Annotated in this window: 21 protein-coding genes; 12 read left to right on the top strand and 9 right to left on the bottom strand. The window is 68.7% G+C overall.

The genetic code is table 11. From position 1 onward, the window contains the following. The first annotated feature begins 244 nt into the window (after positions 1-244). Positions 245-619 (top strand): histone-like nucleoid-structuring protein MvaT, encoded by a 375-nt coding sequence (mvaT, locus tag PM1_RS04275; RefSeq protein WP_009615827.1) that lies wholly within the window; start codon positions 245-247, stop codon positions 617-619. Positions 620-700: 81 nt separating this feature from the next. Here the strand turns inward: mvaT and sbcB are convergent, their stop codons facing one another. Continuing rightward, complete coding sequence (gene sbcB, locus PM1_RS04270) at positions 701-2,134, bottom strand: exodeoxyribonuclease I (RefSeq protein ID WP_009615826.1); 1,434 nt, start codon at positions 2,132-2,134, stop codon at positions 701-703. Between the two features lie 116 nt (positions 2,135-2,250). Between sbcB and PM1_RS04265 the strand changes: the two genes are divergently transcribed. The 7 genes from PM1_RS04265 (at position 2,251) to PM1_RS04235 (ending at position 9,978) form a co-directional block, all read left to right on the top strand. Beyond that, entirely contained in the window at positions 2,251-3,018 is a 768-nt protein-coding gene (locus tag PM1_RS04265; RefSeq protein WP_009615825.1) for a hypothetical protein, read from the top strand. Between the two features lie 90 nt (positions 3,019-3,108). Then, positions 3,109-3,834: an RDD family protein gene (locus PM1_RS04260; protein ID WP_009615824.1), complete on the top strand. Its 726-nt coding sequence runs from the start codon at positions 3,109-3,111 to the stop codon at positions 3,832-3,834. Beyond that, positions 3,831-4,814: a stage II sporulation protein M gene (locus PM1_RS04255; protein ID WP_009615817.1), complete on the top strand. Its 984-nt coding sequence runs from the start codon at positions 3,831-3,833 to the stop codon at positions 4,812-4,814. Before PM1_RS04260 ends, PM1_RS04255 begins: the two co-directional genes overlap by 4 nt. After that, positions 4,801-6,372 carry a DUF4129 domain-containing protein gene (locus PM1_RS04250; RefSeq protein WP_009615815.1) on the top strand — a complete coding sequence of 524 codons (1,572 nt, stop codon included), beginning with the start codon at positions 4,801-4,803 and terminating at the stop codon, positions 6,370-6,372. Before PM1_RS04255 ends, PM1_RS04250 begins: the two co-directional genes overlap by 14 nt. Beyond that, positions 6,369-7,643, top strand: a complete 1,275-nt coding sequence (locus PM1_RS04245; RefSeq protein WP_009615813.1) for a DUF4350 domain-containing protein — start codon at positions 6,369-6,371, stop codon at positions 7,641-7,643. The genes PM1_RS04250 and PM1_RS04245 overlap by 4 nt, the downstream gene beginning before the upstream one ends. Further along, positions 7,640-8,650, top strand: coding sequence for an AAA family ATPase (locus PM1_RS04240; protein ID WP_009615810.1), 1,011 nt, complete (start codon positions 7,640-7,642; stop codon positions 8,648-8,650). The genes PM1_RS04245 and PM1_RS04240 overlap by 4 nt, the downstream gene beginning before the upstream one ends. Continuing rightward, positions 8,647-9,978 carry a DUF58 domain-containing protein gene (locus PM1_RS04235; protein ID WP_009615808.1) on the top strand — a complete coding sequence of 444 codons (1,332 nt, stop codon included), beginning with the start codon at positions 8,647-8,649 and terminating at the stop codon, positions 9,976-9,978. Before PM1_RS04240 ends, PM1_RS04235 begins: the two co-directional genes overlap by 4 nt. Positions 9,979-10,359: 381 nt before the next feature. Here PM1_RS04235 and PM1_RS04230 read toward each other — a convergent pair whose 3' ends face one another. The 3 genes from PM1_RS04230 to PM1_RS04220 form a co-directional block, all read right to left on the bottom strand. Next, a complete protein-coding gene (locus PM1_RS04230; RefSeq protein ID WP_009615807.1) occupies positions 10,360-10,719 on the bottom strand; it encodes a PilZ domain-containing protein in 360 nt (119 codons plus the stop codon). A 59-nt stretch (positions 10,720-10,778) separates the two neighbouring features. Further along, positions 10,779-11,204 carry a DUF4124 domain-containing protein gene (locus PM1_RS04225; RefSeq protein ID WP_009615806.1) on the bottom strand — a complete coding sequence of 142 codons (426 nt, stop codon included), beginning with the start codon at positions 11,202-11,204 and terminating at the stop codon, positions 10,779-10,781. 76 nt (positions 11,205-11,280) lie between these two features. Next, positions 11,281-11,652, bottom strand: coding sequence for a tetratricopeptide repeat protein (locus PM1_RS04220; protein WP_009615799.1), 372 nt, complete (start codon positions 11,650-11,652; stop codon positions 11,281-11,283). A 101-nt stretch (positions 11,653-11,753) separates the two neighbouring features. Between PM1_RS04220 and PM1_RS04215 the strand changes: the two genes are divergently transcribed. The 3 genes from PM1_RS04215 (at position 11,754) to pyk (ending at position 15,071) form a co-directional block, all read left to right on the top strand. Continuing rightward, positions 11,754-12,560 (top strand): tetratricopeptide repeat protein, encoded by an 807-nt coding sequence (locus tag PM1_RS04215; protein ID WP_009615797.1) that lies wholly within the window; start codon positions 11,754-11,756, stop codon positions 12,558-12,560. Positions 12,561-12,624: 64 nt separating this feature from the next. Then, entirely contained in the window at positions 12,625-13,554 is a 930-nt protein-coding gene (locus PM1_RS04210; RefSeq protein WP_009615795.1) for a universal stress protein, read from the top strand. A gap of 65 nt (positions 13,555-13,619) precedes the next feature. Continuing rightward, positions 13,620-15,071: a pyruvate kinase gene (gene pyk, locus PM1_RS04205; RefSeq protein WP_009615793.1), complete on the top strand. Its 1,452-nt coding sequence runs from the start codon at positions 13,620-13,622 to the stop codon at positions 15,069-15,071. Between the two features lie 637 nt (positions 15,072-15,708). Here pyk and PM1_RS04200 read toward each other — a convergent pair. From PM1_RS04200 to PM1_RS04190, 3 genes are read right to left on the bottom strand one after another with little or no spacing between them, the layout of a single operon-like run. After that, positions 15,709-16,482: an enoyl-CoA hydratase gene (locus PM1_RS04200; protein WP_009615792.1), complete on the bottom strand. Its 774-nt coding sequence runs from the start codon at positions 16,480-16,482 to the stop codon at positions 15,709-15,711. A 48-nt stretch (positions 16,483-16,530) separates the two neighbouring features. Continuing rightward, the gene (locus PM1_RS04195; RefSeq protein WP_009615790.1) at positions 16,531-17,466 is read right to left on the bottom strand and encodes an iron-sulfur-binding ferredoxin reductase; all 936 of its coding nucleotides are present in this window, start codon (positions 17,464-17,466) and stop codon (positions 16,531-16,533) included. Continuing rightward, entirely contained in the window at positions 17,459-18,586 is a 1,128-nt protein-coding gene (locus PM1_RS04190; protein ID WP_009615788.1) for a GGDEF domain-containing protein, read from the bottom strand. Before PM1_RS04190 ends, PM1_RS04195 begins: the two co-directional genes overlap by 8 nt. A 254-nt stretch (positions 18,587-18,840) precedes the next feature. Here PM1_RS04190 and PM1_RS04185 point away from each other — a divergent pair, with 254 nt between their 5' ends. After that, positions 18,841-20,364 carry a fumarate hydratase gene (locus tag PM1_RS04185; RefSeq protein WP_009615786.1) on the top strand — a complete coding sequence of 508 codons (1,524 nt, stop codon included), beginning with the start codon at positions 18,841-18,843 and terminating at the stop codon, positions 20,362-20,364. Between the two features lie 143 nt (positions 20,365-20,507). On the opposite strand, the gene PM1_RS04180 is transcribed toward PM1_RS04185, so the two are convergent. Continuing rightward, positions 20,508-21,104, bottom strand: a complete 597-nt coding sequence (locus tag PM1_RS04180; protein ID WP_024128435.1) for a putative adenosine monophosphate-protein transferase Fic — start codon at positions 21,102-21,104, stop codon at positions 20,508-20,510. 2 nt (positions 21,105-21,106) lie between these two features. Beyond that, entirely contained in the window at positions 21,107-21,274 is a 168-nt protein-coding gene (locus PM1_RS04175; protein WP_009615782.1) for a YhfG family protein, read from the bottom strand. Between the last annotated feature and the right edge of the window lie 70 nt (positions 21,275-21,344).

Here is a 21,344-nt window from a genome sequence, read left to right as displayed (position 1 = left end):
GCTCCAGATACTTCGCGAAGGCCGCCATTCTAGCGGCTGCCCGGGAAAACCGCGACCGCCGCCAAGGGACATTCGGACAGGTCCTGATTTAAGTGCGCGGACAATACGTCTATCGAAGCAACTTAAATATTACGTTAAGTAGCCAGAAAACTTTATCCAATGGTTTACTCGAACAAATCGGCTGACTATTATTGGGAGTACTAATATTCCAGCAACGCTTGACCTCAAGACAAGGTACGCCGACATGTCACTGATCAATGAGTACCGCGCCACCGAAGAAGCCATCAAGGAACTTCAAGAGCGCCTCAAGTCCCTGGAAAAGGACGACAAGCTGAAGAAGGAACTGGAGTTCGAAGAGAAACTCCGCACGCTCATGGGCAGCTATGGCAAGTCCCTGCGCGACATCCTCGCGCTGCTCGATCCGGACGCCAAACTGAGCAAGGCCCCGCGTGCCGCCAAGGCCACCGGCAGCAAGCGCGCGCGCAAGGTCAAGCAATACAAGAACCCGCATAACGGCGAAGTCATCGAAACCAAGGGCGGCAACCACAAGACGCTCAAGGAATGGAAGGCCAAGTGGGGCGCCGACACCGTCGAGAGCTGGGCCACCCTGCTGGGCTGAGCCCCCCGCCGCGTCACGCGCATTGCGAAAACGCCAGCTTCGGCTGGCGTTTTTTATTGCCCGCGAAGAACTCGCGGAACACTAAAGGCAATAACGCTGACGCAAGGCCGCGGCATATGCCTGCCACTCCTGCAGCAATGCCCTACCCTGCAGCCCAGTATTTTCGAGCTGTTCGGCCAGAGCCACTTCGAAGTTCGCCAGGGTATTGGGCGCGCCGTACTCGTCGAGCATCAGCCGGCAACGACAGAACTCCCGCCATTGTTCCTGCTCGGCCGTAGACAAAGTTTCCGGAAAATTCCGCGCGCGATAACGGAACAGAAGTTCCACCAGGCGCGGATCGTCGAATGGCCATTGTTCTCGTCCCAGACGCACGGGGTCCGCCTGGCGTACCTGTTCGCAGAGCCGCCGGTCACGGTCGCCGATAAACCCGTCATATAGCTGCTGTTCCGGATCGGCGACGCCGGGGAAGTTCTCTTGTTCATATATCGCGGCCAGCTTGTCCTGCCACTGCGGCTTGCCCTCGACCAGCACCTGCGCGCGCGCCTGCCAGACCGCCAGGTCGATGCCCAGGCGCGCCTGGTCCTGCTCGCGCAACACCGCCAGCGGCGCCAGCACCGGGCAGCGGTTGACGTGCACCAGCTTCAGCGGCACCGGCAACTCGCCCTCGCCCAGCTCCTCGCGGCGGGTGTACAGGCGCTGGCGCAGGGTCTCGGCGTCCAGTTCCAGCAACGGCGCCGGGTCCAGCCCCAGGTCGCAGACGATCAGGGCGTTGCGGTTGCGCGGGTGCCAGGCCAGCGGCAGCACCAGCGACAGGAAGCTGCGCGCCGCCGAGAAACGCCCGGACACGTGCACCAGCGGCTTGAGCAGCTGCACCTGGTCGAGCACCGCGTGCTTGCCGCGCAGGCGGTAGAGGAAGTCGTAGAGCTTGGGCTGGCGCTGGCGGAGCAGCCGGGCCATGGCGATGGTCGCGCGCACGTCGGACAGGGCGTCGTGGGCCTGGCCGTGCTCCAGGCCGTTGGCCTCGGTCAGGCGCTCCAGCTTCAGGGTGACCACGCCCTCGTCGTTCAGCGGCCACTGGATGCCTTCCGGGCGCAGCGCGTAGGCGGTGCGCACCAGGTCGATGAGGTCCCAGCGACTGTTGCCGCCCTGCCATTCGCGGGCATAGGGGTCGAAGAAGTTGCGGTAGAGGCTGTAGCGCGTGACTTCGTCGTCGAAGCGCAGGGTGTTGTAGCCGGCCACGCAGGTGCCCGGGCGCGACAGCTCGGCGTGCAGGCGGGTCATGAACTCGGCTTCGCCCAGGCCCTGCTCTTCCAGGCGCTGCGGGGTGATGCCGGTGATCAGACAGGCTGCCGGGTGCGGCAGGATGTCGTCGCTGGGGCGGCAATAGAAATTCAGCGGCGCCTCGATCTCGTTGAGCGCCTCGTCGGTGCGGATGCCGGCGACCTGCAACGGGCGGTCGCGGCGTGGGTCGATGCCGGTGGTCTCGTAGTCGTACCAGAAGATGCTGGCGGTCATGACGCTCTCCCTTGGCCTGGCCGGGCAGTCTACCATCCCCCTGCGGGCTGCCCGGAACCTCGGTATGGGTTATGGTGTAGGCGCGGTTTCTTTCACATCACCAGGGATTGGCTCATATGAACCAGGAATTCGAACAGAACCCCTACGCGACACCGGCCAGCCAGTTGCAGCAGCCAGCCTCGGGGCCGAGCGCCCCCGGCATCGAGGAGGCCCTGGCACGCGGCTATAACTTCAGCGTCGACGGGCTGATCAACGAGGCCTGGCGCCTCGTCAAAGGCAGCAAGGGCACCCTGATCGCCGGCGCCATCGTCTACTTTGTGGCGGTCAACCTGACCGGCTTCGTCCTGGGCTTCATCCTGTCTTTCGCCCACCTCGCCATGGGCGGTGCGGCGCCGCTCGGCAACGAGGCGCTGGAGGTCAGCGTCGGTGTCATCTCCAGTGCCCTCTGTTCCCCGCTACTGGTCGGGCTGAACATGATCGGCATCCGCCGCGCCGCCGGCCAGCCCACGACCATCAACGAAATCTTCGTCTACTTCAGCCGCTTCACACCGATCTTCCTGACCGCCCTGGCGGTGAGCGCACTGTTCTATCTGGGCATCCTGCTGCTGTTGCTGCCGGGCATCTACCTGGGGGTCGCCTACGCCCTGGCGGTTCCCCTGGTGGCCGAGCGCGGTCTATCGCCCTGGCAAGCCATGGAGGCCTCGCGCAAGGCCATCAGCCAGCACTGGTTCAAGGTCTTCGGGCTGTTCTTCACCCTCGGCCTCATGCTCCTGCTCAGCGCCATCCCCCTGGGCATCGGCCTGGTCTGGACGCTGCCGCTGGCCTTCATCGCCATCGGCGTGCTCTACCGCACCATCTTCGGCGTCTTGCCGCCGGCCAACTGAGAAACAGCCCGGAATTGCCCGCCGCCCTGGTTGCCTAGCAGGGCGGCGCTGGCTAGCATCGGACTTTCCCTCTAGCGACTGCCAACGCCCTTGATCGCCGCCGCGCCACCACGCCCCGCCAGCCCACCGCTGGACACCCGCTACCAGGTGGAAACCCCGGAAGGCATCGACCTGCTGCTGCGCCCGGCCGGGCCGGTGGCCCGCGCCCTGGCCTACCTGATCGACCTGGGCATCCGCGTGCTGCTGATGCTGGTGATGTACATCCTGCTGGCCTTCCTCGGCCAACTGGGCACCGGCCTTGGCCTGTTGCTCACCTTCCTCGTCACCTGGTGGTACATGGTCCTGTTCGAAGTGCTCAACCAGGGGCGTTCGCCCGGCAAGCAGGTCATGGGCCTGCGCGTGGTCCACGACGACGGCACGCCGGTCGGCTGGTCCGCCTCGCTGCTGCGCAACCTGCTGCGCTTCGCCGACATCCTGCCCTTCGGCTACACCCTGGGCCTGCTGGCCTGCCTGTCCAACCCGGCGTTCAAGCGCCTGGGCGACCTGGCCGCCGGCACCCTGGTGATCTACCGCGACCCGCCACCGAGCCGGCCGCCGGTTCCCCAGGTGCCGCCGCAACTGCCGCCGTGCCCGCTGAGCCTGGCCGAGCAGCGCGCCGTCACCGGCTTCAGCGAGCGCGCCACGGGCCTGTCGGCGGCGCGCCGCGAGGAGCTGGCGGGGATTCTCGCCGAGCCCCTGGGCGTGCCCGCGGAACAGGCCGAGGCGCGCCTGGCCGGCATCGCCAGCGGCCTGCTCGGCGGAGGCCTGGCGCCATGAAGCAGAGCCTGTTCGAGCAGCGCCACCGCAACGACTGGAAACGCTTCGCCAAGCGCCTGGAGCAGTTGGAGAGCGGCAAGCGCGAGGAATCCACCCGCGACGGCGACTTCGCCAGCGACTACCGCAGCCTCTGCCAGCAACTGGCCCTGGCCCAGGACCGCGGCTACAGCAGCCACCTGATCGACCACCTGCAGCAGCTGGCCATGCGCGGCCACCAGCAGTTCTACCGCCACCGCAGCCACCTCGGCTCGCGGCTGATCGGCTTCCTGCTGGCCGGCTTCCCGCGCCTGGTGCGCGAAGAGTGGCGCGCCATCGCCGTCGCCAGCCTGCTGTTCTACGGCACCCTGCTGCTCATGGGCGTGCTGGTGTACTGCTTCCCCGACCTGGTCTACAGCGTGCTCAGCGCCGAACGGGTGGCGGAGATGGAAAGCATGTACGCCCCCGACGCCGCGCGCCTGGGCCCGCTGGGCGAGCGCGGCGCCGGGGACAACTGGCAGATGTTCGCCTTCTACGTGATGAACAACATCGGCATCGCCTTCCAGACCTTCGCCAGCGGCCTGCTGTTCGGCCTGGGCAGCCTGTTCTTCCTGTTCTTCAACGGCCTGATGATAGGCGCGGTGGCCGGCCACCTGACGCAGATCGGCTACGTGCAGACCTTCTGGTCCTTCGTCATCGGTCACGGCGCCTTCGAGCTGACCGCCGTCACCTTCGCCGGCGCCGCCGGGCTCAAGCTCGGCTGGGCGCTGCTCGCCCCGGGGCGCCTGAGCCGCGGCGAGGCGTTGCGCCAGGCCGCGGCCAAGGCCATCCAGCTGGTCGCCGGGGTGATCCTGCTGCTGCTCGTCGCCGCCTTCGTCGAGGGCTACTGGTCCTCGCTCACGCGCTTCCCGGCCACGGTCAAGTACGGCGTCGGCGCCGCGCTCTGGCTGCTGGTCGGCAGCTACTTCCTGTTCGCCGGACGCCAACGCCATGCGCCTGACTGACGCCAGCGTGGCGATCCGCCCGCGCAGCGCCTGGGAGGCGCTGGACCTCGGCGTGCTCCTGGCGCGACGGCATGCCGGGCTGCTGATGGCCAGCTGGGCGATGGTCACGCTGCCGGTGTTCGCCGTGCTCAGCCTGCTGCTGTGGGACTACTCCAGCCTGGCCATCCTGATCTTCTGGTGGCTGAAGCCGGCCTTCGAGCGCCTGCCGCTGTACATCCTCTCCCGCGCCCTGTTCGCCGACACCCCGACGCTGCGCGAAGCCCTGCGCGCCTTCCCCGGCCTGCTGTGGCGCCAGCTGCTGCCCAGCCTGCTGTGGCGGCGCTTCAGCCCGACGCGCAGCTTCGACCTGCCGGTGCTGCAACTGGAGGGCCTGGCCGGCCAGGCGCGCAGCCAGCGCCTGGTGGTGCTGGGCCAGCGCAACGCCGGCGGCGCCACCTGGCTGACGGTGGTCGGCATGCACTTCGAGCTGGCCCTGTACCTGGGGCTGATGGCGCTGCTCTACCTGATGCTGCCGCAGCAATGGCTGTCGGACTGGAAATGGCAGGCCCTGCTGGATGCCCTGCAAGGCGACTGGCAATGGCTGGAGCACCTGTCCAACCTGCTCTACGCGCTGGTCCTGGTGGTCTGGGAGCCGGTCTACGTGGCCTGCGGCTTCACCCTCTACCTCAACCGCCGCACCGAGCTGGAGGCCTGGGACATCGAACTGGTGTTCCGCCGCCTGCGCCAGCGCCTGGTCGGCAGCGCCTACGCCCTGCTGCTGGTGTGCGCCGGCGCCCTGGCGATGCTGCCCGGCAGCGCGCCCTGGGCCGCGGAAAGCGCCACCAGCTGCCCGCTGCCCAACCAGGACCCGAACGGCCCCGAAGCCGCGCGCCTGCTGCACCAGAAGCTGACCAGCGAGCAGTCGCGCCAGGCCGTCGACGCCCTGCTCGACGCCCCGCCCTTCCGCAACAGCGAGACGGTCACCCGCTGGCGCCTGGGCGAACCGCCCAAGGAGAAGGCCGGCAAGGGCAACGAGGACGACCTCAAGGCCTTCTTCGACGCCCTGGCCCACTGGCGGCCGCTGGGCCTGATCCTGCAATCGCTGCAGACGCTGCTGTGGGCCGCGCTGATCGCCGCCGTGGTCCTGCTGCTGTGGCGCTACCGCGAATGGCTGCGCCTGTTCGCCTCCCGCCTGGGCCTGCCGCAGAAGGCCCCGCGCGAGGCGCCGGCGGTGCTGTTCGGCCTGGAACTGGCGCCGGAAAGCCTGCCCGAGGACGTCGCCAGCGCCGCCGAGCGGCTCTGGGACGAGCAGCCCCGCGCGGCGCTGGGCCTGCTCTACCGCGCCCTGCTCAGCCGCCTGCTGCACGACTACCGGGTGCCGCTGCGCGACTCCAGCACCGAAGGCGAAGTGCTGAGCCAGGTTGAAGGCCTGCAGCAGCCCGAGCTGGACAGCTACGCGCGGGAGCTGACCGGCCACTGGCAGGCCCTCGCCTACGGCCACCGCCCGCCGCCCGGCGAGCTGCGCCAGGCGCTGTGCGACGGCTGGCGCCGGCTGTTCGGCCCGGGAGCGCCGGCATGAGCCGCTCCACCCGCTGGCTGCTCGGCGTGCTGGTGCTGCTGGTCGGCGCCGCCGTGGCCTGGTACCTGTACCAGAACCTGCGGCCCTACCCGGAGAAGATCGAACACGGCCCCTCCCCCGAGGTGCGGGCCAATCCCTACCTGGCCGCCGAACGCTTCCTCCGCGGCCGCGGCCTGCGGGTCGACAGCGCCAAGGGCCTGGAAGTGCTCGACAACCTCCCCAGCCAGGGCCACACCCTGATCCTGCTCGGCGGCCGCGAGAACGTCACCCCCGCGCAGAACCGCGCCCTGCTCGACTGGGCGCGCCGCGGCGGCCACCTGATCGTCACCGCCGAGCGCCTGTGGGACGAGAAGGATGGCAAGAGCGGCGACCTGCTGCTCGACCCACTGGGCATCCAGCAATACCTGACCGAGGACCTGGACAAGGGCGCCAGCGCCGACAAGCCCGAGGCCGATGGCGAGGCCACGGCGCCGGCCAAGGTGCCGCCGCCCAAGGGCGTCGAGCAGCCAGCGTCCCCCGCGGCGGACCCGGCCAAGGCCGGCGAAGAAGAGGACGCCGACGCCTACCCGGACCTGACCAAGCTCTACCTGGAGAACGAGCAGGCCCCGGCCTACATCGGCTTCGACACCGAGTACCACCTCTACGACTCGAAGAACCTCGCCTACGCCTGGGCCAACAGCCACGACGCCACCCACCTGCTGCAACTGCAGCTGGGCGACGGCCTGGTCACGGTGCTGACCGACAACTGGATCTGGCAGACCGCCAACCTCGACGCCTACGACAACGCCTGGCTGCTCTGGTACCTGACCCAGGACAGCGCCGTCACCCTGGTCTACCGCGCCGACGGCGACAGCCTGCTCAACCTGCTGCTGCGCAACTACCCGCAGGCGCTGGTCGCCCTCGCCCTGCTGCTGGCGCTGCTGCTGTGGCGCGCCGGCCAGCGCCAGGGCCCGCTGCAACCGGTGCCCAGCCGCGCCCGCCGGCAACTGGTGGAACACCTGCGCGCCGGCGCCGACTTCCTGCTCCGCCAGCGCGGCCACGTGGCCCTGGTGCAAGGCCTGCAGCGCGACGTGCTGCGCCGCGCGCGGCAGCGCCAGCCGGGCTTCGAACGCCTGCCGATCGCCGAACAGTGGCAACTGCTCGGGCGCATGACGCGCCTGCCGGTCAGCGCCATCAGCCAGGCCATGCGGCCCTACCCGGCGCCGCGCATGAGCGCCGCCGAATTCACCCGCCAGGTCGCCCACCTGCAAAGCCTCAGGAATGCCCTATGAGCGAACAGACGCCCGAACCCAGCGCCACCCCGTCCGCCAACCCGGCGGCCCAGCGCCAGCGCGCCAGCCAGCTGGCCCAGGCCCTGCGCCACGAACTGCAGAAGGCCCTGATCGGCCAGGTCGGGGTGATCGACGACGTGCTCACCGCCCTGCTCGCCGGCGGCCACATCCTGGTCGAGGGCGTGCCGGGGCTGGGCAAGACGCTCCTGGTGCGCGCCCTGGCCCGTTGCTTCGACGGCGCCTTCGCGCGCATCCAGTTCACCCCCGACCTGATGCCCAGCGACGTCACCGGCCACGCCGTGTACGACCTGGCCAGCGAGCAGTTCAAGCTGCGCAAGGGCCCGGCCTTCACCAACCTGCTGCTGGCCGACGAGATCAACCGCGCCCCGGCCAAGACCCAGGCGGCGCTGCTGGAAGTGATGCAGGAACGCCAGGTCACTCTGGAAGGCCGCGCCCTGCCGGTGCCGCAGCCGTTCATGGTGCTGGCCACGCAGAACCCCATCGAGCAGGAAGGCACCTACCCGCTGCCCGAGGCCGAGCTGGACCGCTTCATGCTCAAGCTGCGCATGGACTACCCGCAGGAGGCCGAGGAACAGACCCTGGTGCGCCAGGTGACGCGCTCGGCGCGCAGCGACATGCTCGACGTGGCGCCGCTGCGCCCGCTGCTCAAGGACAAGGACGTGCTGGCGCTGCAGAAGATCGCCGCCGACCTGGCCATCGACGACCAGGTGCTCGACTACGCCGTGCGCATCGCCCGCACCACCCGCAGCTGGCCAGGCCTGGCCCTGGGCGCGGGGCCCCGCGCCTCCATCGCCCTGGTGCGCTGCGCCCGCGCCCGCGCGCTGCTGCGCGGCGGCGACTTCGTGATTCCGGACGACGTGAAAGGCTGCGCCCTGGCCGTGCTGCGCCACCGCGTGCGGCTGTCGCCGGAGCTGGACATCGAAGGCCTGTCGGTGGACCAGGTGCTGCAACAGCTGCTCGACCAGGTACCGGCGCCGCGCCTATGAAGCCATCGCGCGTCCTGCTCGCGCTGCTCGCCGCGCTGGCCCTGGCCGCCATCGGCCTGGGCAGCGCCACGGCCCTGGGCAGCCCGGCGCCGGCCTGGCTGCAACAGCTGTGGTGGGGCCTGCTGCTGGCCCTGCTCGGCCTGGCCCTGGGCGACGCCCTGTGGCTGCGCCGCCTGCCCAGCCCGCGCCTGCAACGCCAACTGGCCGGCAACCTGCCGCTGGGGCGCTGGAGCGAGGTGCGCCTGCAACTGCAGCATGACTTCGATCAGCGCCTGCGGGTGACGCTGTTCGACCACCTGCCTTCGGGCATGGACTTCGAGCACCTGCCCCTGGCCGCAGAACTGCACCCGGGCGAGACCACCCAGCTCGGCTACCGCGTGCGGCCGCTGCAGCGCGGCCACTTCGTCTTCCCCCGCTGCGAGCTGGAACTGCCCAGCCCGCTGCGCCTATGGCGCGGCCGGCGCTTCCTCGAGGTGCGCGACGAAACCCGCGTCTACCCCGACTTCGCGCGCATCTATGGCGCCGAGCTGATGGCCGTGGACCACTGGCTCAGCCGCATCGGCGTGCGCCCCGGCCAGCGCCGCGGCCTGGGCCTGGAATTCCACCAGCTGCGCGAATTCCGCGACGGCGACACCCTGCGCCAGATCGACTGGAAGGCCACCGCGCGCAAACGCACGCCCATCGCCCGCGAATACCAGGACGAACGCGACCAGCAGATTCTCTTCCTGCTCGACTGCGGCCGCCACATGCGCAGCAAAGACGGCGACCTCTCGCACTTCGACCACGCCCTCAACGCCAGCCTGCTGCTGGCCTACGTGGCCCTGCGCCAGGGCGATGCCGTGGGCCTGCAGACCTTCGCCGGCGAGCGGCCGCGCCACCTGCCGCCGGCCAAGGGCAACGCCCAGCTGGGCGCGCTGCTCAACGCCGTCTACGACCTGGACAGCAGCCAGCGCCCGGCGGACTACGCGGCCGCCGTGCAGGCCCTGCTCACGCGCCAGCGCCGCCGCGCCCTGGTGGTGCTGGTGACCAACCTGCGCGACGAGGACGACGAGGAACTGCTGGGCGCGGTGCGTCGCCTCGGCCGCCAGCACCGCGTGCTGGTCGCCAGCCTGCGCGAGGAAGTGCTCGACCAGTTGCGGCAGACGCCGGTGCAGGGCTACGAGGAAGCGCTGACCTACTGCGGCGCCCTGGACTACCTGAACGCCCGCGCCGGCCTGCACGAGAAACTGCTGGCCAACGGCGTGCCGGTGCTGGACGCCAGGCCCAGCCAGCTGGGCCCGGAACTGGTCAGTCGCTACCTGGGCTGGAAGCGCGCCGGGACGCTGTGACCGGCGCCTGCATTGCGCGTAGGTTCCAGGGAAGCACGGATGTAGGAGCGGACTCCGTCCGCGATTGGATTCACCGGCCCCGCCGGACGTCCCGGTGGCACGGCCGACGGTGGCGATGGGTATCGCTTCGCTCAACACCATCCTACGACGGCGTTTCTCCCGCACTCGTAGGAGCGGACCTTGTCCGCGATAGCCTGGCGTATCGGCGCGATTCGCGGATGAGATCCGCTCCTACGGGTCGCCCCACACGCCACGCCCATGTAGGAGCGCGCCCTGCGCGCGAATCGCGGGCAGGGCCCGCTCCTACACGTATCATTCGCGTACTGCCGATGTTTCCCTTTCCTTCACTACCGCCCAGGTCGGTTCAGCGCATCCCGCGGCTCAGACCGACTCCACCTGGCGGCGAAAACTGAAATAACGGCGCAACGCTTCGACCAGCTCGACGTATTCCGCCGGCGGCGCCACCAGGCTGAAGCCGGAGTCGAAGCTGCCCGGCGTGACGTCTTCGTGGCACCACTGGCAGGTGCCGCTGAAGTCGATGTGCTGGAGCTTGCCGTCCTGCCCGGGAATCTTCAGGCGCATGTCGAATCGCCCGCCCACCAGCATCGGCAGCTGGCTGATCAGCAGCATGCCGTCCAGCGATACGTTGCCCAGGTAACCCATGGGCTTGTCGGTGATGCTATTGAACACCTTCAGGTAGTACGGCAGCTGATGGCGCTCTATGTGTCGTTGATGACGCATAATGGCTATTCGCTATGAGTTTTACCCAGTATGACGGCGCGACCGCCCTGCGGCCAGCACTAACGGCAACCTTCGGCCACCCGCTCGGCCAGCGAGCGACGAGCGGCATCGATCTGCTCGTCGCTATAGTAGAGGCGTTCACCCTTGGTATCTGTGGAGTAGTAGCGACCTCCGCGCTGCAAGGTCGCCAACTGGTCGCGCAGGCGGTCGCACTCGGCGCCCGCCTTGGCCTGCTGCTCGGCGGCACGGCTGCGCGCCGCGGCCTGCTCCTCGCTGCGCGCCTGGTAGAACTGGCGGGTACGCTCCTCGCGCTCGCGCGTGGCGGCATCGCGCTCGACCACCTGCGGCCGGACCTCGACGCGCTGCGCGCCGGGCGGCGGGGTTTCGCTGAAATGCACCTTGCCCTGGGCATCGGTCCAGCGATAGATGTCGGCCGCTGCCAGCAAGGGAGCCAGGGCCATGCACAGGCACAGCAACGCACGCATCGCAACCTCCTCCTTGAAGGCAGCCTCTTGAGCTTAGCGAGCACCCGGGCCCGCTCAAGGCGGCAACGACCGGCGGTCAGGGACGCACCGGCAACGGTTGGGCGGCCTCGCCCGCCAGGCGCCCATTCTGGCGCAGCGTCTCCAGGCGCGCCTTGGCGCGGTAGGCATATTCGCTGCTCGGGTAGCGGGCGATGATGAAATCGTAGGTCTGCGCCGCGTCGACGTAGTACTTCTGGCGCTCCAGGCACAGGCCGCGGAGCATCGAGATCTCCGGCTGCAGCCAGGGCCGCGCGCGGCTCTTGCGTTCGGCGCGCGAGAGGTCGAGCATCACCTGCTCGCAATCGCCGCGCTCGTAGGCGCGATAGGCGTTGTCCAGATTCTTGTTGGTCGACCAGCTGTTGCAGCCGGTAACACTCGCCGCCAGGGCCAGGATGCACAGGGTTCGCATGGGGCATATCCTCCGTTGGGAACTGTATCGGCGCGCCTTGGCCGCGCTGAAGGGCATCACTAGACTGCGCAGGGAACCCGCCCCGGCGCCAAGGAGATGCCATGCGCTTGCACCCCGCCCTGCCCCTCGCCGTCCTGCTGGGCCTGCTGGCCGCCTGCTCGCCGACCACCCCGCTGTTCGTCGCCCAGGTCACCACCGGCGAAGTCGCCGAGTACAAGAAGCTCAAGAGCGACCGCATGACCGCCGCGGTGGAAGAGGAAGGCGACCTGCTCACCTACAGCGCCCAGGCCATCCGCGACAACCAGAGCGCCGAGGCCGAGCGGCTCTACCTCAGCGGCTACGACAATAGCCGCTACAGCCCGGACGTGCGCGCCATCGCCCTGTACCAGATCGGCCTGATCTACATGAGCCGCTACAACGACCAGCGCGACGACGCCAAGGCCCTGGACTACTTCCAGCGCATCGACCGCGAGTTCCCCGGCACCGCCGCGGCCAGCCACGCCGACGCGCGCATCCTGATGATCCGCCAGCGGGCGAAGGAGCCGGTGCAGAAGAACGCCCGCGAGCTGCTGGCCACCTGGAAACCGCAGCAGAACCTCGACCTGAACAAGACCAGCCTGGATACGGACATGACCCTGCTGTCGCGCCGCGCGGTGCTCAAGGACCGCGTCGCCGAGGCCGAGCAGCTGTACCTGCTGGCGGTCAACGACCCGGCCATCCCCGCCGACATCAAGCAGAAGGCGCTGTACCAGCTGGGCCTGATGTACATGGCGCCGGACAACCCGCACCCCAGCCGCGCCAAGGCCATCGGCTACCTGCGCCACCTGCTGGTGGACTACCCCGACGGCGAGCTGGCGAACAAGGCCGCGCGCCACCTGGACCAGGCGCTGAACCAGGGCGGCGACTGACGCAGGTCAAGCCGGGCCGGCTACGCTTGCACTGCAATGGCAGCAGCCAAGCGAGGAGCCGACCATGAAACTGCAGCACCTGCTGGTGGTCATCGACCCCACCCGCGACGACCAGCCAGCCCTGACCCGCGCCCAGTGGATCGCCGAGCGCAGCGGCGCCGGCGTGGCGCTGCTGGTGTGCGACTACAACCCGGCGCTGGACAACGGCCTGCTGGTCCCGCAGCACGAACTGGAGCGGGTGCGCATCCTGCAGCAGGCCGAGCGCCTGGACTGGCTCGACAAGCTGGCCGCGCCGCTGCGCCAGGCCGGCCTGGACGTGCGCTGCCACACCCGCTGGGGCAAGCCGCTGTACCGCGAGATACTCGCCACGGTGGCCGAGCACCAGCCCGACCTGGTGCTCAAGTCCAGCAGCCGCCACGGCCTGCTCAAGCGCCTGTTCCTGACCAACACCGACTGGCAGCTGATCCGCCATTGCGAGACGCCGCTGTGGCTGGTCCACCACGGCACCTGGGAAGGGCGCAAGCTGTGCGCCGCCCTCGACCCGCTGCACGAGGGCGACAAGCCGGCGAAGCTGGACCGCCGGCTGATCGCCACGGCGCTGGAGCTGAACCGCCGCCTGGGCCTGCACGCGAGCTACCTGCACGCCTACGTGGCGCTGCCGCAGACCCTGGCCTTCGACGCCCAGCTGCTGGGCAGCTACGACGAACACCTGAAGGCCACCGAAGCGCACCACCGCCAGGCCCTGCACATGCTGATGGCCGCCCATCCGGCCATGGCCGCCGGTGACACCCACCTGCTGCAGGGCTTCCCCGAGGAGGTGATCCCCGAGTTCGTCCGCAACCAGGGCATCGACCTGCTGCTGATGGGCGCGGTGGCCCGTGGCCAGCTGGAGAGCGCGCTGATCGGCCACACCGCCGAGCGCGTGCTGGAAGAAGTCGAGTGCGACCTGCTGGTGCTCAAGCCGGCAGGCGAACCGTCATCGGAAAAGGGGTAAGATGGCCGCCGGGCCGGCCCGGCTCCCGCCGCCGGCCCGCACGCTCGTCTTCCAAGGAGTCCCGCATGTCCGTCCGCCGCACCAAGATAGTCGCCACCCTCGGCCCAGCCAGCCAGTCCCCCAAAGTCCTCGAGCAGCTGATCCTCGCCGGGATCGACGTGGCCCGCCTGAACTTCTCCCACGGCACCCCCGACGAGCACCGTGCCCGCGCCCAACTGGTGCGCGACCTGGCCGCCAAGCATGGCCGCTTCGTCGCCCTGCTCGGCGACCTGCAAGGGCCGAAGATCCGCATCGCCAAGTTCGCCAACAAGCGCATCGAACTGGCCGTGGGCGACAGCTTCCGCTTCTCCACCAGCCACCCGCGCGACGCCGGCACCCAGGAAGTCGTGGGCATCGACTACCCGGACCTGGTCAAGGACTGCGGCGTGGGCGACGAGCTGCTGCTGGACGACGGCCGCGTGGTCATGGTGGTGAAGCAGGTGAAGGCCGACGAACTGGTCTGCGAAGTGCTGATCGGCGGCCCGCTGTCCGACCACAAGGGCATCAACCGCCGCGGCGGCGGCCTGACCGCGCCGGCCCTGACCGAAAAGGACAAGGCCGACATCAAGCTGGCCGCGAGCATGGACCTGGACTACGTCGCCGTGTCCTTCCCGCGTGACGCCAAGGACATGGAATACGCCCGCAGCCTGCTCACCGAAGCTGGCGGCAAGGCCTGGCTGGTGGCCAAGATCGAACGCGCCGAAGCGGTGGCCGACGACGAGGCGCTGGACGACCTGATCCGCGCCAGCGACGCGGTGATGGTGGCCCGCGGCGACCTCGGCGTGGAAATCGGCGACGCCGAGCTGGTCGGCATCCAGAAGAAAATCATCCTGCACGCCCGCCGCTACAACAAGGCGGTGATCACCGCGACGCAGATGATGGAGTCGATGATCCACAACCCGATGCCGACCCGCGCGGAAGTCTCGGACGTGGCCAACGCCGTGCTCGACTACACCGACGCCGTGATGCTCTCGGCCGAGAGCGCCGCCGGCGAGTACCCGGTCGAAGCTGTCCAGGCCATGGCGCGCATCTGCCAGGGCGCGGAAAAGCACCCGACCACCAAGAAATCCAGCCACCGCCTGGGCCAGACCTTCGAGCGCTGCGACGAGAGCATCGCCCTGGCGGCCATGTACACCGCCAACCATTTCCCGGGCATCAAGGCGATCATCTGCCTCACCGAAAGCGGCTACACCCCGCTGATCATGTCGCGCATCCGCTCCTCGGTGCCGATCTTCGCCTACTCCCCGCACCGCGAGACCCAGGCCCGCGTGGCGCTGTTCCGCGGCGTCGAGACCATCCCCTTCGACCCCGCCGCGCTGCCGCCGGAGCGCGTCAGCCAGGAAGCCGTGGACGCGCTGCTGCAACGCGGCGTGGTGACCAAGGGCGACTGGGTGATCCTGACCAAGGGCGACAGCTACACCACCCAGGGCGGCACCAACACCATGAAGGTGCTGCACGTGGGGGACCTGTTGGTCTGAGTGGGATGGTGAGTGATGGAGGCCGCCCTTTGGGCGGCCTTTGTTTTTTGGGGAGGGAGTCACCTGTAGTTCATTACTTTCGCCCAGCCCCGCTCCCTCTCCCCAACCCTCTCCCTGAAGGGAGAGGGGGCTTGTCCGTGCCGAGAGAAGGAATGGTTTCAACCGGAAACCTTTGGCGTCGCCGGCTGACTCCAGAACATCAGCGCCTGCCCAACAGTCCCCTCTCCCTTCAGGGAGAGGGTTAGGGAGAGGGCAGCGGCCAAGCCACCATCCAAGACCAACCGGCGTGCGCCCCCATCGCCACGGCCACCTTCAAGTCAGTTGGTCAAAACCCCGCCAGCGCCACCCAACCCCAGCAACCACGCGCCCCCGGCCCTTCCGCCCCAAGCTTATCCACAGGCCTTCCCACAGTTATTGTGGGCAAGCCGCGTGCGCTGATCGCACAACCCGACCCACCGGCCAGCTGTAGGACAATCCCAGCAAATCAGGCACTTACGAAGGCCCTGGCCAGCAGCGGAACGGGCGATGGATCAAATACCGCACAACATCGCCCAACCCAGGCCCGGCGGGCGCCCGGGCAGTTGGCCCCAAGGTTATGCACAGCTCTGCCCACAGTTTCTGTGGGCAGCTGGCCAGCTCAGGCGAGGCGCGAGAAGTCCGGCTGGCGGCGCTGGGTGAAGGCGCTCAGGGCCTCCAGGGCTTCCGGCGAACTCAGGCGCTGGACGAACAGTTCGCCCTCTTCCGCCACCACCTTGCGCAGCTCGTCCATGTACGGCGCCTTGAGCAGACGCTTGCTCAGCGCCAGGGCCGCCGGCGGCAGGGCCTGCAGGCTCTGGGCCACTTCGCGGGCATGTTCGAGGGCGGCGGCGCCGTCGGCCAGGGCCTCGTTGGCTATGCCGAAGGCCACCGCCTGTTCACCGCTGAAGCCGTCGCCGCGCATCAGCAGGCTGGCGGCGCGGACGTGGCCGAGCAGGCGCGGCACCAGGAAGCTGGAGCCGAATTCCGGGCACAGGCCGAGGTTGACGAAGGGCATCTTCAGCTTGGCGCCGCGGGCCACGAAGACCTGGTCGCAGTGCAGCAGCAGGGTGGTGCCGATGCCCACCGCCGGGCCGGCCACCGCCGCCAGCACCGGCTTGCTGAACTCCATCAGCGCGCGCATGAAGCGGAACACCGGGCTGTCCTGGCCGCTGGGCGGGTACTGGAGGAAATCGTGGATGTCGTTGCCGGCGGTGAAGCACTCGGCGTTGCCGGCGATCAGCACCACGCGCACGCCGCGATCGTGCTCGGCGGCCTCCAGGGCGTCGGCCAGGGCCGCGTACATTTCCCGGGTCAGCGCGTTCATCTTGTCCGCGCGGTTCAGGCGCAGGGTCAGCAGGCCCTGCTCGCGCTCGACGAGAATCTGTTGGCTCATGGCAACTCCTTGGCAGCAGGCTGTGGCGGCCGGGCTCTGCGGCCCGGCTCAGGCGTGGGAGAGGAACAGGTCGGCCAGGGTCTGGCCGCGCGGCACCCCGGCCAGGTACAGGTGGCGGGCGAAGCGCTCGACGCTGGCGGGCTGGCCGCAGAGTAAGGCGATGCTTCGCCGCGAGACAAGGCGGAATTGCGCCAGATGCGCGTCCAGATCAGCCGGCAGCGCCAGCGCCACCTGCAGGTCGGGATGGGCCGCGGCCAGCGCCGCCAGTTCCGCCGCCAGGTAGTGCTCGGCCGGCGTGCGCGCCAGGTGCAGCAGGCGGATCGGCCCCTGGTGCCCTTCGGCCAGGGCCTGGCGCAGGATGCCCCACAGCGGTGCCAGGCCGGTGCCGCTGGCCATCAGCAGCAGCGGTCGCTCCTGCCATTCGGCGTCGTAATGCAACGCGCCGCCGCGCAGTTCGCCCAGGCGCAGTTCGTCGCCCACCCGCAGCTGGCGCGCCGCGTCGCAGAAGGCGCCGGGGGCCTGGCAGGCGATGTGGAATTCCAGCCAGGGCTCGGCGCCCGGCAGGCTGGCCAGGGAATAGGGCCGCGCCACCTCGCCCAGCCACAGCACCAGGTGCTGGCCGGCTCGATAGCGCAAGGGCCGTTGCGGCTGTAGGCGCAGGCGCAGGATGTCCGCCGCCGGCCAGTGCAGTTCGGCGACCGTCGCCGGCAGGCCGTCACGTTGGGGGTCGAAGACCTCGACGACGCAGTCCGCTACCACCCGGCACTGGCAGGCCAGGCGCCAGCCCTCGGCGCGGCGCGCGGCGTCCAGCGCCTCGGGGCGATCGTCGAGCAGCTCGCCGCCGCTGCAGCGCACCAGGCAGGCATGGCAACTGCCCGCGCGGCAGCTGTAGGGAATGGCGATCCCCTCGGCGCGCAGGGCATCCAGCAGGTTGCTTCCGGTGGCCACTTCCCAGTGTCGGCCGCCGGCACGCAGTTCAGGCATCGCTCTCCTCCCATGCCGCCTCGCAGCGATTGCGTCCGCTGCGTTTGGCACGGTAGAGCGCCTGGTCGGCCCGCTGCAAGGCCTCGTCGAGATCGTCGCCGCTGTGCAGCAGCGTCATGCCGGCGGAAAGGCTCAGCACCGGCACTTCCACGCCCATCGGCTCGGCCGCCGCATAGGCCTGGCGCAGGCGCTCGCAGCAGGCGGCGAGGCGGTCGCTGTCGGCCTCGGGCAGCAGCAGCACGAACTCCTCGCCGCCGTAGCGCGCCAGCACGTCGCCCTCGCGCAGGCAGGCCCGCGCCACCGCGGCGAAGGTCTGCAGCACACGGTCGCCGGCGGAATGGCCGTGGACGTCGTTGATGCGCTTGAAGTGGTCCAGGTCGATCAGCGCCAGGCCATGGCGCTGCCCCTCGTCCAGATCGTCCAGCGCGCGCCCGGCCAGGCGCAGGAAGTGCCGGCGGTTGAACAACCCGGTGAGTTCGTCGGTGGCCACCAGGTCTTCCAGTTGGCGCATCATCCCGCGCAGGGTGTCCTGGTGCGCCTGCAGCGCGTAGCGGCGTTGGCGCATGCGCTGGCGCAGGGCCTGCACGTAGCCGGCGAACAGCGTCAGCCAGACCAGCACGATGAACAACACCAGCAGTTGCAGCACGGCCTGCCCGGGCAATTGCAGGCGCTGGCGGAAGGCCTCCCAGAGATTGAGGCCGGCGAAGGCGATGAAGGCCAGGCCCGCGCAACGGGCGAACACCCGCGGCTGCAACTGGAACACGCCGAACAGCAGGATCAGCACGTAAAGCACCATCAGGGTGCCGCGCACGCTGTCGACATGGGCCAGGAAGAAGGTGGTCCAGACCAGCGCCACCAGCACCTGCGGCTCGGTCAGGCTGGCGTCGACGAAGCGCTGGTTGCGGCCGCTGGCGAATAGCCAGAAGAACACCGCCTGGCTGGCCACGGCGCACAGGGTGGCGGCCAGCGCCAACGCCGGGGAGCCATGGTAGAAGTCGCCGATCACGGTCAGCCAGAGCAGCAGCAGGGCCATCGCGTAGGTGCCGAGGGCCATGCCGAACCGCCTGAACAATAGTTTTTGGAGGGCGCGCTGCTTCAGCGGGGAACTCGGTGTGCTCATGGGGGCTCCATCCCGTAATGGCACTTGGCCCTCACTCTACTATCAAAGCCACAGCATGCCTAGCCGACCGGAAAGTGGGCGCTTGCCGCCCCTGCCGACCAAGGTCGGATCGCCGGCGCGTGCGCCCGGCCCTGGCACGGCGCTATACTACGGCGCCCTTTTTGCGCCGGTGCCTGACCGGACGCGTTCGGTGTACGTGGCTTAGCCGCCTGAGATTCCCGCCTGACATACCCGCCTGAAGAGGACCGTGCTCCATGGCCGTGATCAAGCAAGACGACCTCATCCAGAGCGTCGCCGATGCCCTGCAGTTCATCTCCTACTACCACCCGGTCGATTTCATCCAGGCCATGCATGAGGCCTACCTGCGCGAAGAGTCGCCGGCCGCCCGCGATTCCATGGCGCAGATCCTCATCAACTCGCGCATGTGCGCCACCGGCCACCGCCCGATCTGCCAGGACACCGGTATCGTCACCGTGTTCGTCCGCGTCGGCATGGACGTGCGCTGGGACGGCGCCACCATGAGCGTCGACGACATGATCAACGAAGGCGTGCGCCGCGCCTACAACCTGCCGGAGAACGTCCTGCGCGCCTCCATCCTGGCCGACCCGGCCGGCGCGCGTAAGAACACCAAGGACAACACCCCGGCGGTGATCCACTACTCCATCGTCCCGGGCAACACCGTGGAAGTGGACGTCGCGGCCAAGGGCGGCGGCTCCGAGAACAAGTCGAAGATGGCCATGCTCAACCCGTCCGACTCCATCGTCGACTGGGTGCTCAAGACCGTCCCGACCATGGGCGCCGGCTGGTGCCCGCCGGGCATGCTCGGCATCGGCATCGGCGGCACCGCCGAGAAGGCCGCGGTGATGGCGAAGGAAGTCCTGATGGACCCGATCGACATCCACGAGCTGAAGGCCCGTGGCCCGCAGAACCGCATCGAGGAACTGCGCCTGGAGCTGTTCGACAAGGTCAACCAGCTGGGCATCGGCGCCCAGGGCCTGGGCGGCCTGACCACCGTGCTCGACGTGAAGATCATGGACTACCCGACCCACGCCGCCTCGCTGCCGGTGTGCATGATCCCCAACTGCGCCGCCACCCGTCACGCCCACTTCGTGCTCGACGGCTCCGGCCCGGCCGAGCTGGAAGCCCCGCCTCTGGACGCCTACCCGGAAATCGTCTGGGAAGCCGGCCCCTCCGCGCGCCGCGTCGACCTGGACAAGATCACCCCGGAAGAAGTGCAGAGCTGGAAGCCGGGCGAGACCCTGCTGCTCAACGGCAAGATGCTCACCGGCCGCGACGCCGCGCACAAGCGCATGGTCGACATGCTGAACAAGGGCGAAGAGCTGCCGGTGGACCTGAAGGGCCGCTTCATCTACTACGTCGGCCCAGTCGACCCGGTAGGCGACGAAGTGGTCGGCCCGGCCGGCCCGACCACCGCCACCCGCATGGACAAGTTCACCCGCCAGATCCTGGAAAGCACAGGCCTCTTGGGCATGATCGGCAAGTCCGAGCGCGGCCCGATCGCCATCGAGGCGATCAAGGACAACAAGGCCGTGTACCTGATGGCCGTCGGCGGCGCCGCCTACCTGGTGGCCCAGGCGATCAAGAAGTGCAGGGTCCTGGCCTTCGCCGAACTGGGCATGGAAGCGATCTACGAGTTCGACGTGAAGGACATGCCGGTGACCGTGGCGGTCGACACCAACGGCGAGTCGGTGCACATCACCGGCCCGGCGATCTGGAAAGACAAGATCGCCCACAGCCTGGCGGTGGAAGTGAAGTAAGCCTTCACCTTCGCTCCATGAAAAAGCCCGGCCATGCGCCGGGCTTTTTCATATCTGCGGAAACCGTAGGGCGCATAACGCCCCAGGCGTTATCCGCCACCGCGCCAACGCCAACGGCGGATAACCGCGAACGGTCATCCGCCCTACGTTCCGATGGGTTGGCCGATGCAGCGCGCGAAGATGCGTTCCAGCGCCCTGTAGTCGCAGAGCACTGCGTCGATATTGGCGCCAATCCACTCGTTCTCTTCCACCGCCCACCAACTGACCTCGAAGCCGACGTTGACGATCAGGTGCTCGAACAGGATGCGCTGGGCCCGGCCATTGCCCTCGCGGAACGGGTGGATCATGTTGAGGTCGCCGTAATGCTCGGCCACGGCCACTATCAGTCGCTCACGCTCATGGCCCTCGAACCAGTTGGCTCGCGCCATGGCGCGGAAGATCTTGTCGGCCTCCGGTTCGATGCGATTGACGTTGCAGAAATGGGTGTCGCGCTTGGAGATATCCACGCTGCGAATCTGCCCGGCCCAGTCGTAGAGGTCCTGGAACAGGGCATGGTGGATGCGTTTCAGGTATGCCAGGTCGTAAGGCGGCGGTTCGAAATCGAGATGGCTGGCGGCGATTTCGGAAAGGTCGCGCTCGGCGCGGGACAGCAGGTCATCGCTGTGAAGATCGAGGCGATTGCGCAGGACGCTCGTACCCGGATAGCAGTACGGGTCCTGGCCGGCGCCGTACTTGTCCAGGCTCAGGCCTGCTTGCGGTAGGCGCGCAGGACCGCTTCGCGGCTGGGCAATTCGCGGGCGGCGTCGCTCTCAGTAACTTCGTAGCCTTCCAGACGCAGGCTGGCCGCGTAGTTGGAACGACGGGTCTTGGCGCAGTAGGCTTTCTTGGCTTCCAGGCTGGGGGTTTTCACCAGTCGATGCCTCGTTTCAGGGGCTGAAATTCCATTATACGTGAGCTGGCGCGACTTGGCCGCGTATTCC

This window comes from Pseudomonas sp. M1, assembly GCF_022760135.1.
Taxonomy (GTDB): Bacteria; Pseudomonadota; Gammaproteobacteria; order Pseudomonadales; family Pseudomonadaceae; genus Pseudomonas; species Pseudomonas citronellolis.
The sequence above is the reverse complement of the archived record's forward strand: the minus strand, read 5'-3'. Positions and strand labels throughout refer to the sequence as shown.

Coding starts and splice junctions, on each gene's coding strand:
- PM1_RS04230 (WP_009615807.1), bottom strand. CDS start 10,719: ATGCGTCATCAACGACACATAGAGCGCCATCAGCTGCCGTACTACCTG.
- PM1_RS04240 (WP_009615810.1), top strand. CDS start 7,640: ATGAGCGAACAGACGCCCGAACCCAGCGCCACCCCGTCCGCCAACCCG.
- PM1_RS04190 (WP_009615788.1), bottom strand. CDS start 18,586: ATGAGCACACCGAGTTCCCCGCTGAAGCAGCGCGCCCTCCAAAAACTA.
- PM1_RS04200 (WP_009615792.1), bottom strand. CDS start 16,482: ATGAGCCAACAGATTCTCGTCGAGCGCGAGCAGGGCCTGCTGACCCTG.
- PM1_RS04235 (WP_009615808.1), top strand. CDS start 8,647: ATGAAGCCATCGCGCGTCCTGCTCGCGCTGCTCGCCGCGCTGGCCCTG.
- PM1_RS04185 (WP_009615786.1), top strand. CDS start 18,841: ATGGCCGTGATCAAGCAAGACGACCTCATCCAGAGCGTCGCCGATGCC.
- PM1_RS04215 (WP_009615797.1), top strand. CDS start 11,754: ATGCGCTTGCACCCCGCCCTGCCCCTCGCCGTCCTGCTGGGCCTGCTG.
- PM1_RS04210 (WP_009615795.1), top strand. CDS start 12,625: ATGAAACTGCAGCACCTGCTGGTGGTCATCGACCCCACCCGCGACGAC.
- mvaT (WP_009615827.1), top strand. CDS start 245: ATGTCACTGATCAATGAGTACCGCGCCACCGAAGAAGCCATCAAGGAA.
- PM1_RS04255 (WP_009615817.1), top strand. CDS start 3,831: ATGAAGCAGAGCCTGTTCGAGCAGCGCCACCGCAACGACTGGAAACGC.
- PM1_RS04225 (WP_009615806.1), bottom strand. CDS start 11,204: ATGCGTGCGTTGCTGTGCCTGTGCATGGCCCTGGCTCCCTTGCTGGCA.
- PM1_RS04265 (WP_009615825.1), top strand. CDS start 2,251: ATGAACCAGGAATTCGAACAGAACCCCTACGCGACACCGGCCAGCCAG.
- pyk (WP_009615793.1), top strand. CDS start 13,620: ATGTCCGTCCGCCGCACCAAGATAGTCGCCACCCTCGGCCCAGCCAGC.
- PM1_RS04245 (WP_009615813.1), top strand. CDS start 6,369: ATGAGCCGCTCCACCCGCTGGCTGCTCGGCGTGCTGGTGCTGCTGGTC.
- PM1_RS04250 (WP_009615815.1), top strand. CDS start 4,801: ATGCGCCTGACTGACGCCAGCGTGGCGATCCGCCCGCGCAGCGCCTGG.
- PM1_RS04195 (WP_009615790.1), bottom strand. CDS start 17,466: ATGCCTGAACTGCGTGCCGGCGGCCGACACTGGGAAGTGGCCACCGGA.
- PM1_RS04220 (WP_009615799.1), bottom strand. CDS start 11,652: ATGCGAACCCTGTGCATCCTGGCCCTGGCGGCGAGTGTTACCGGCTGC.
- sbcB (WP_009615826.1), bottom strand. CDS start 2,134: ATGACCGCCAGCATCTTCTGGTACGACTACGAGACCACCGGCATCGAC.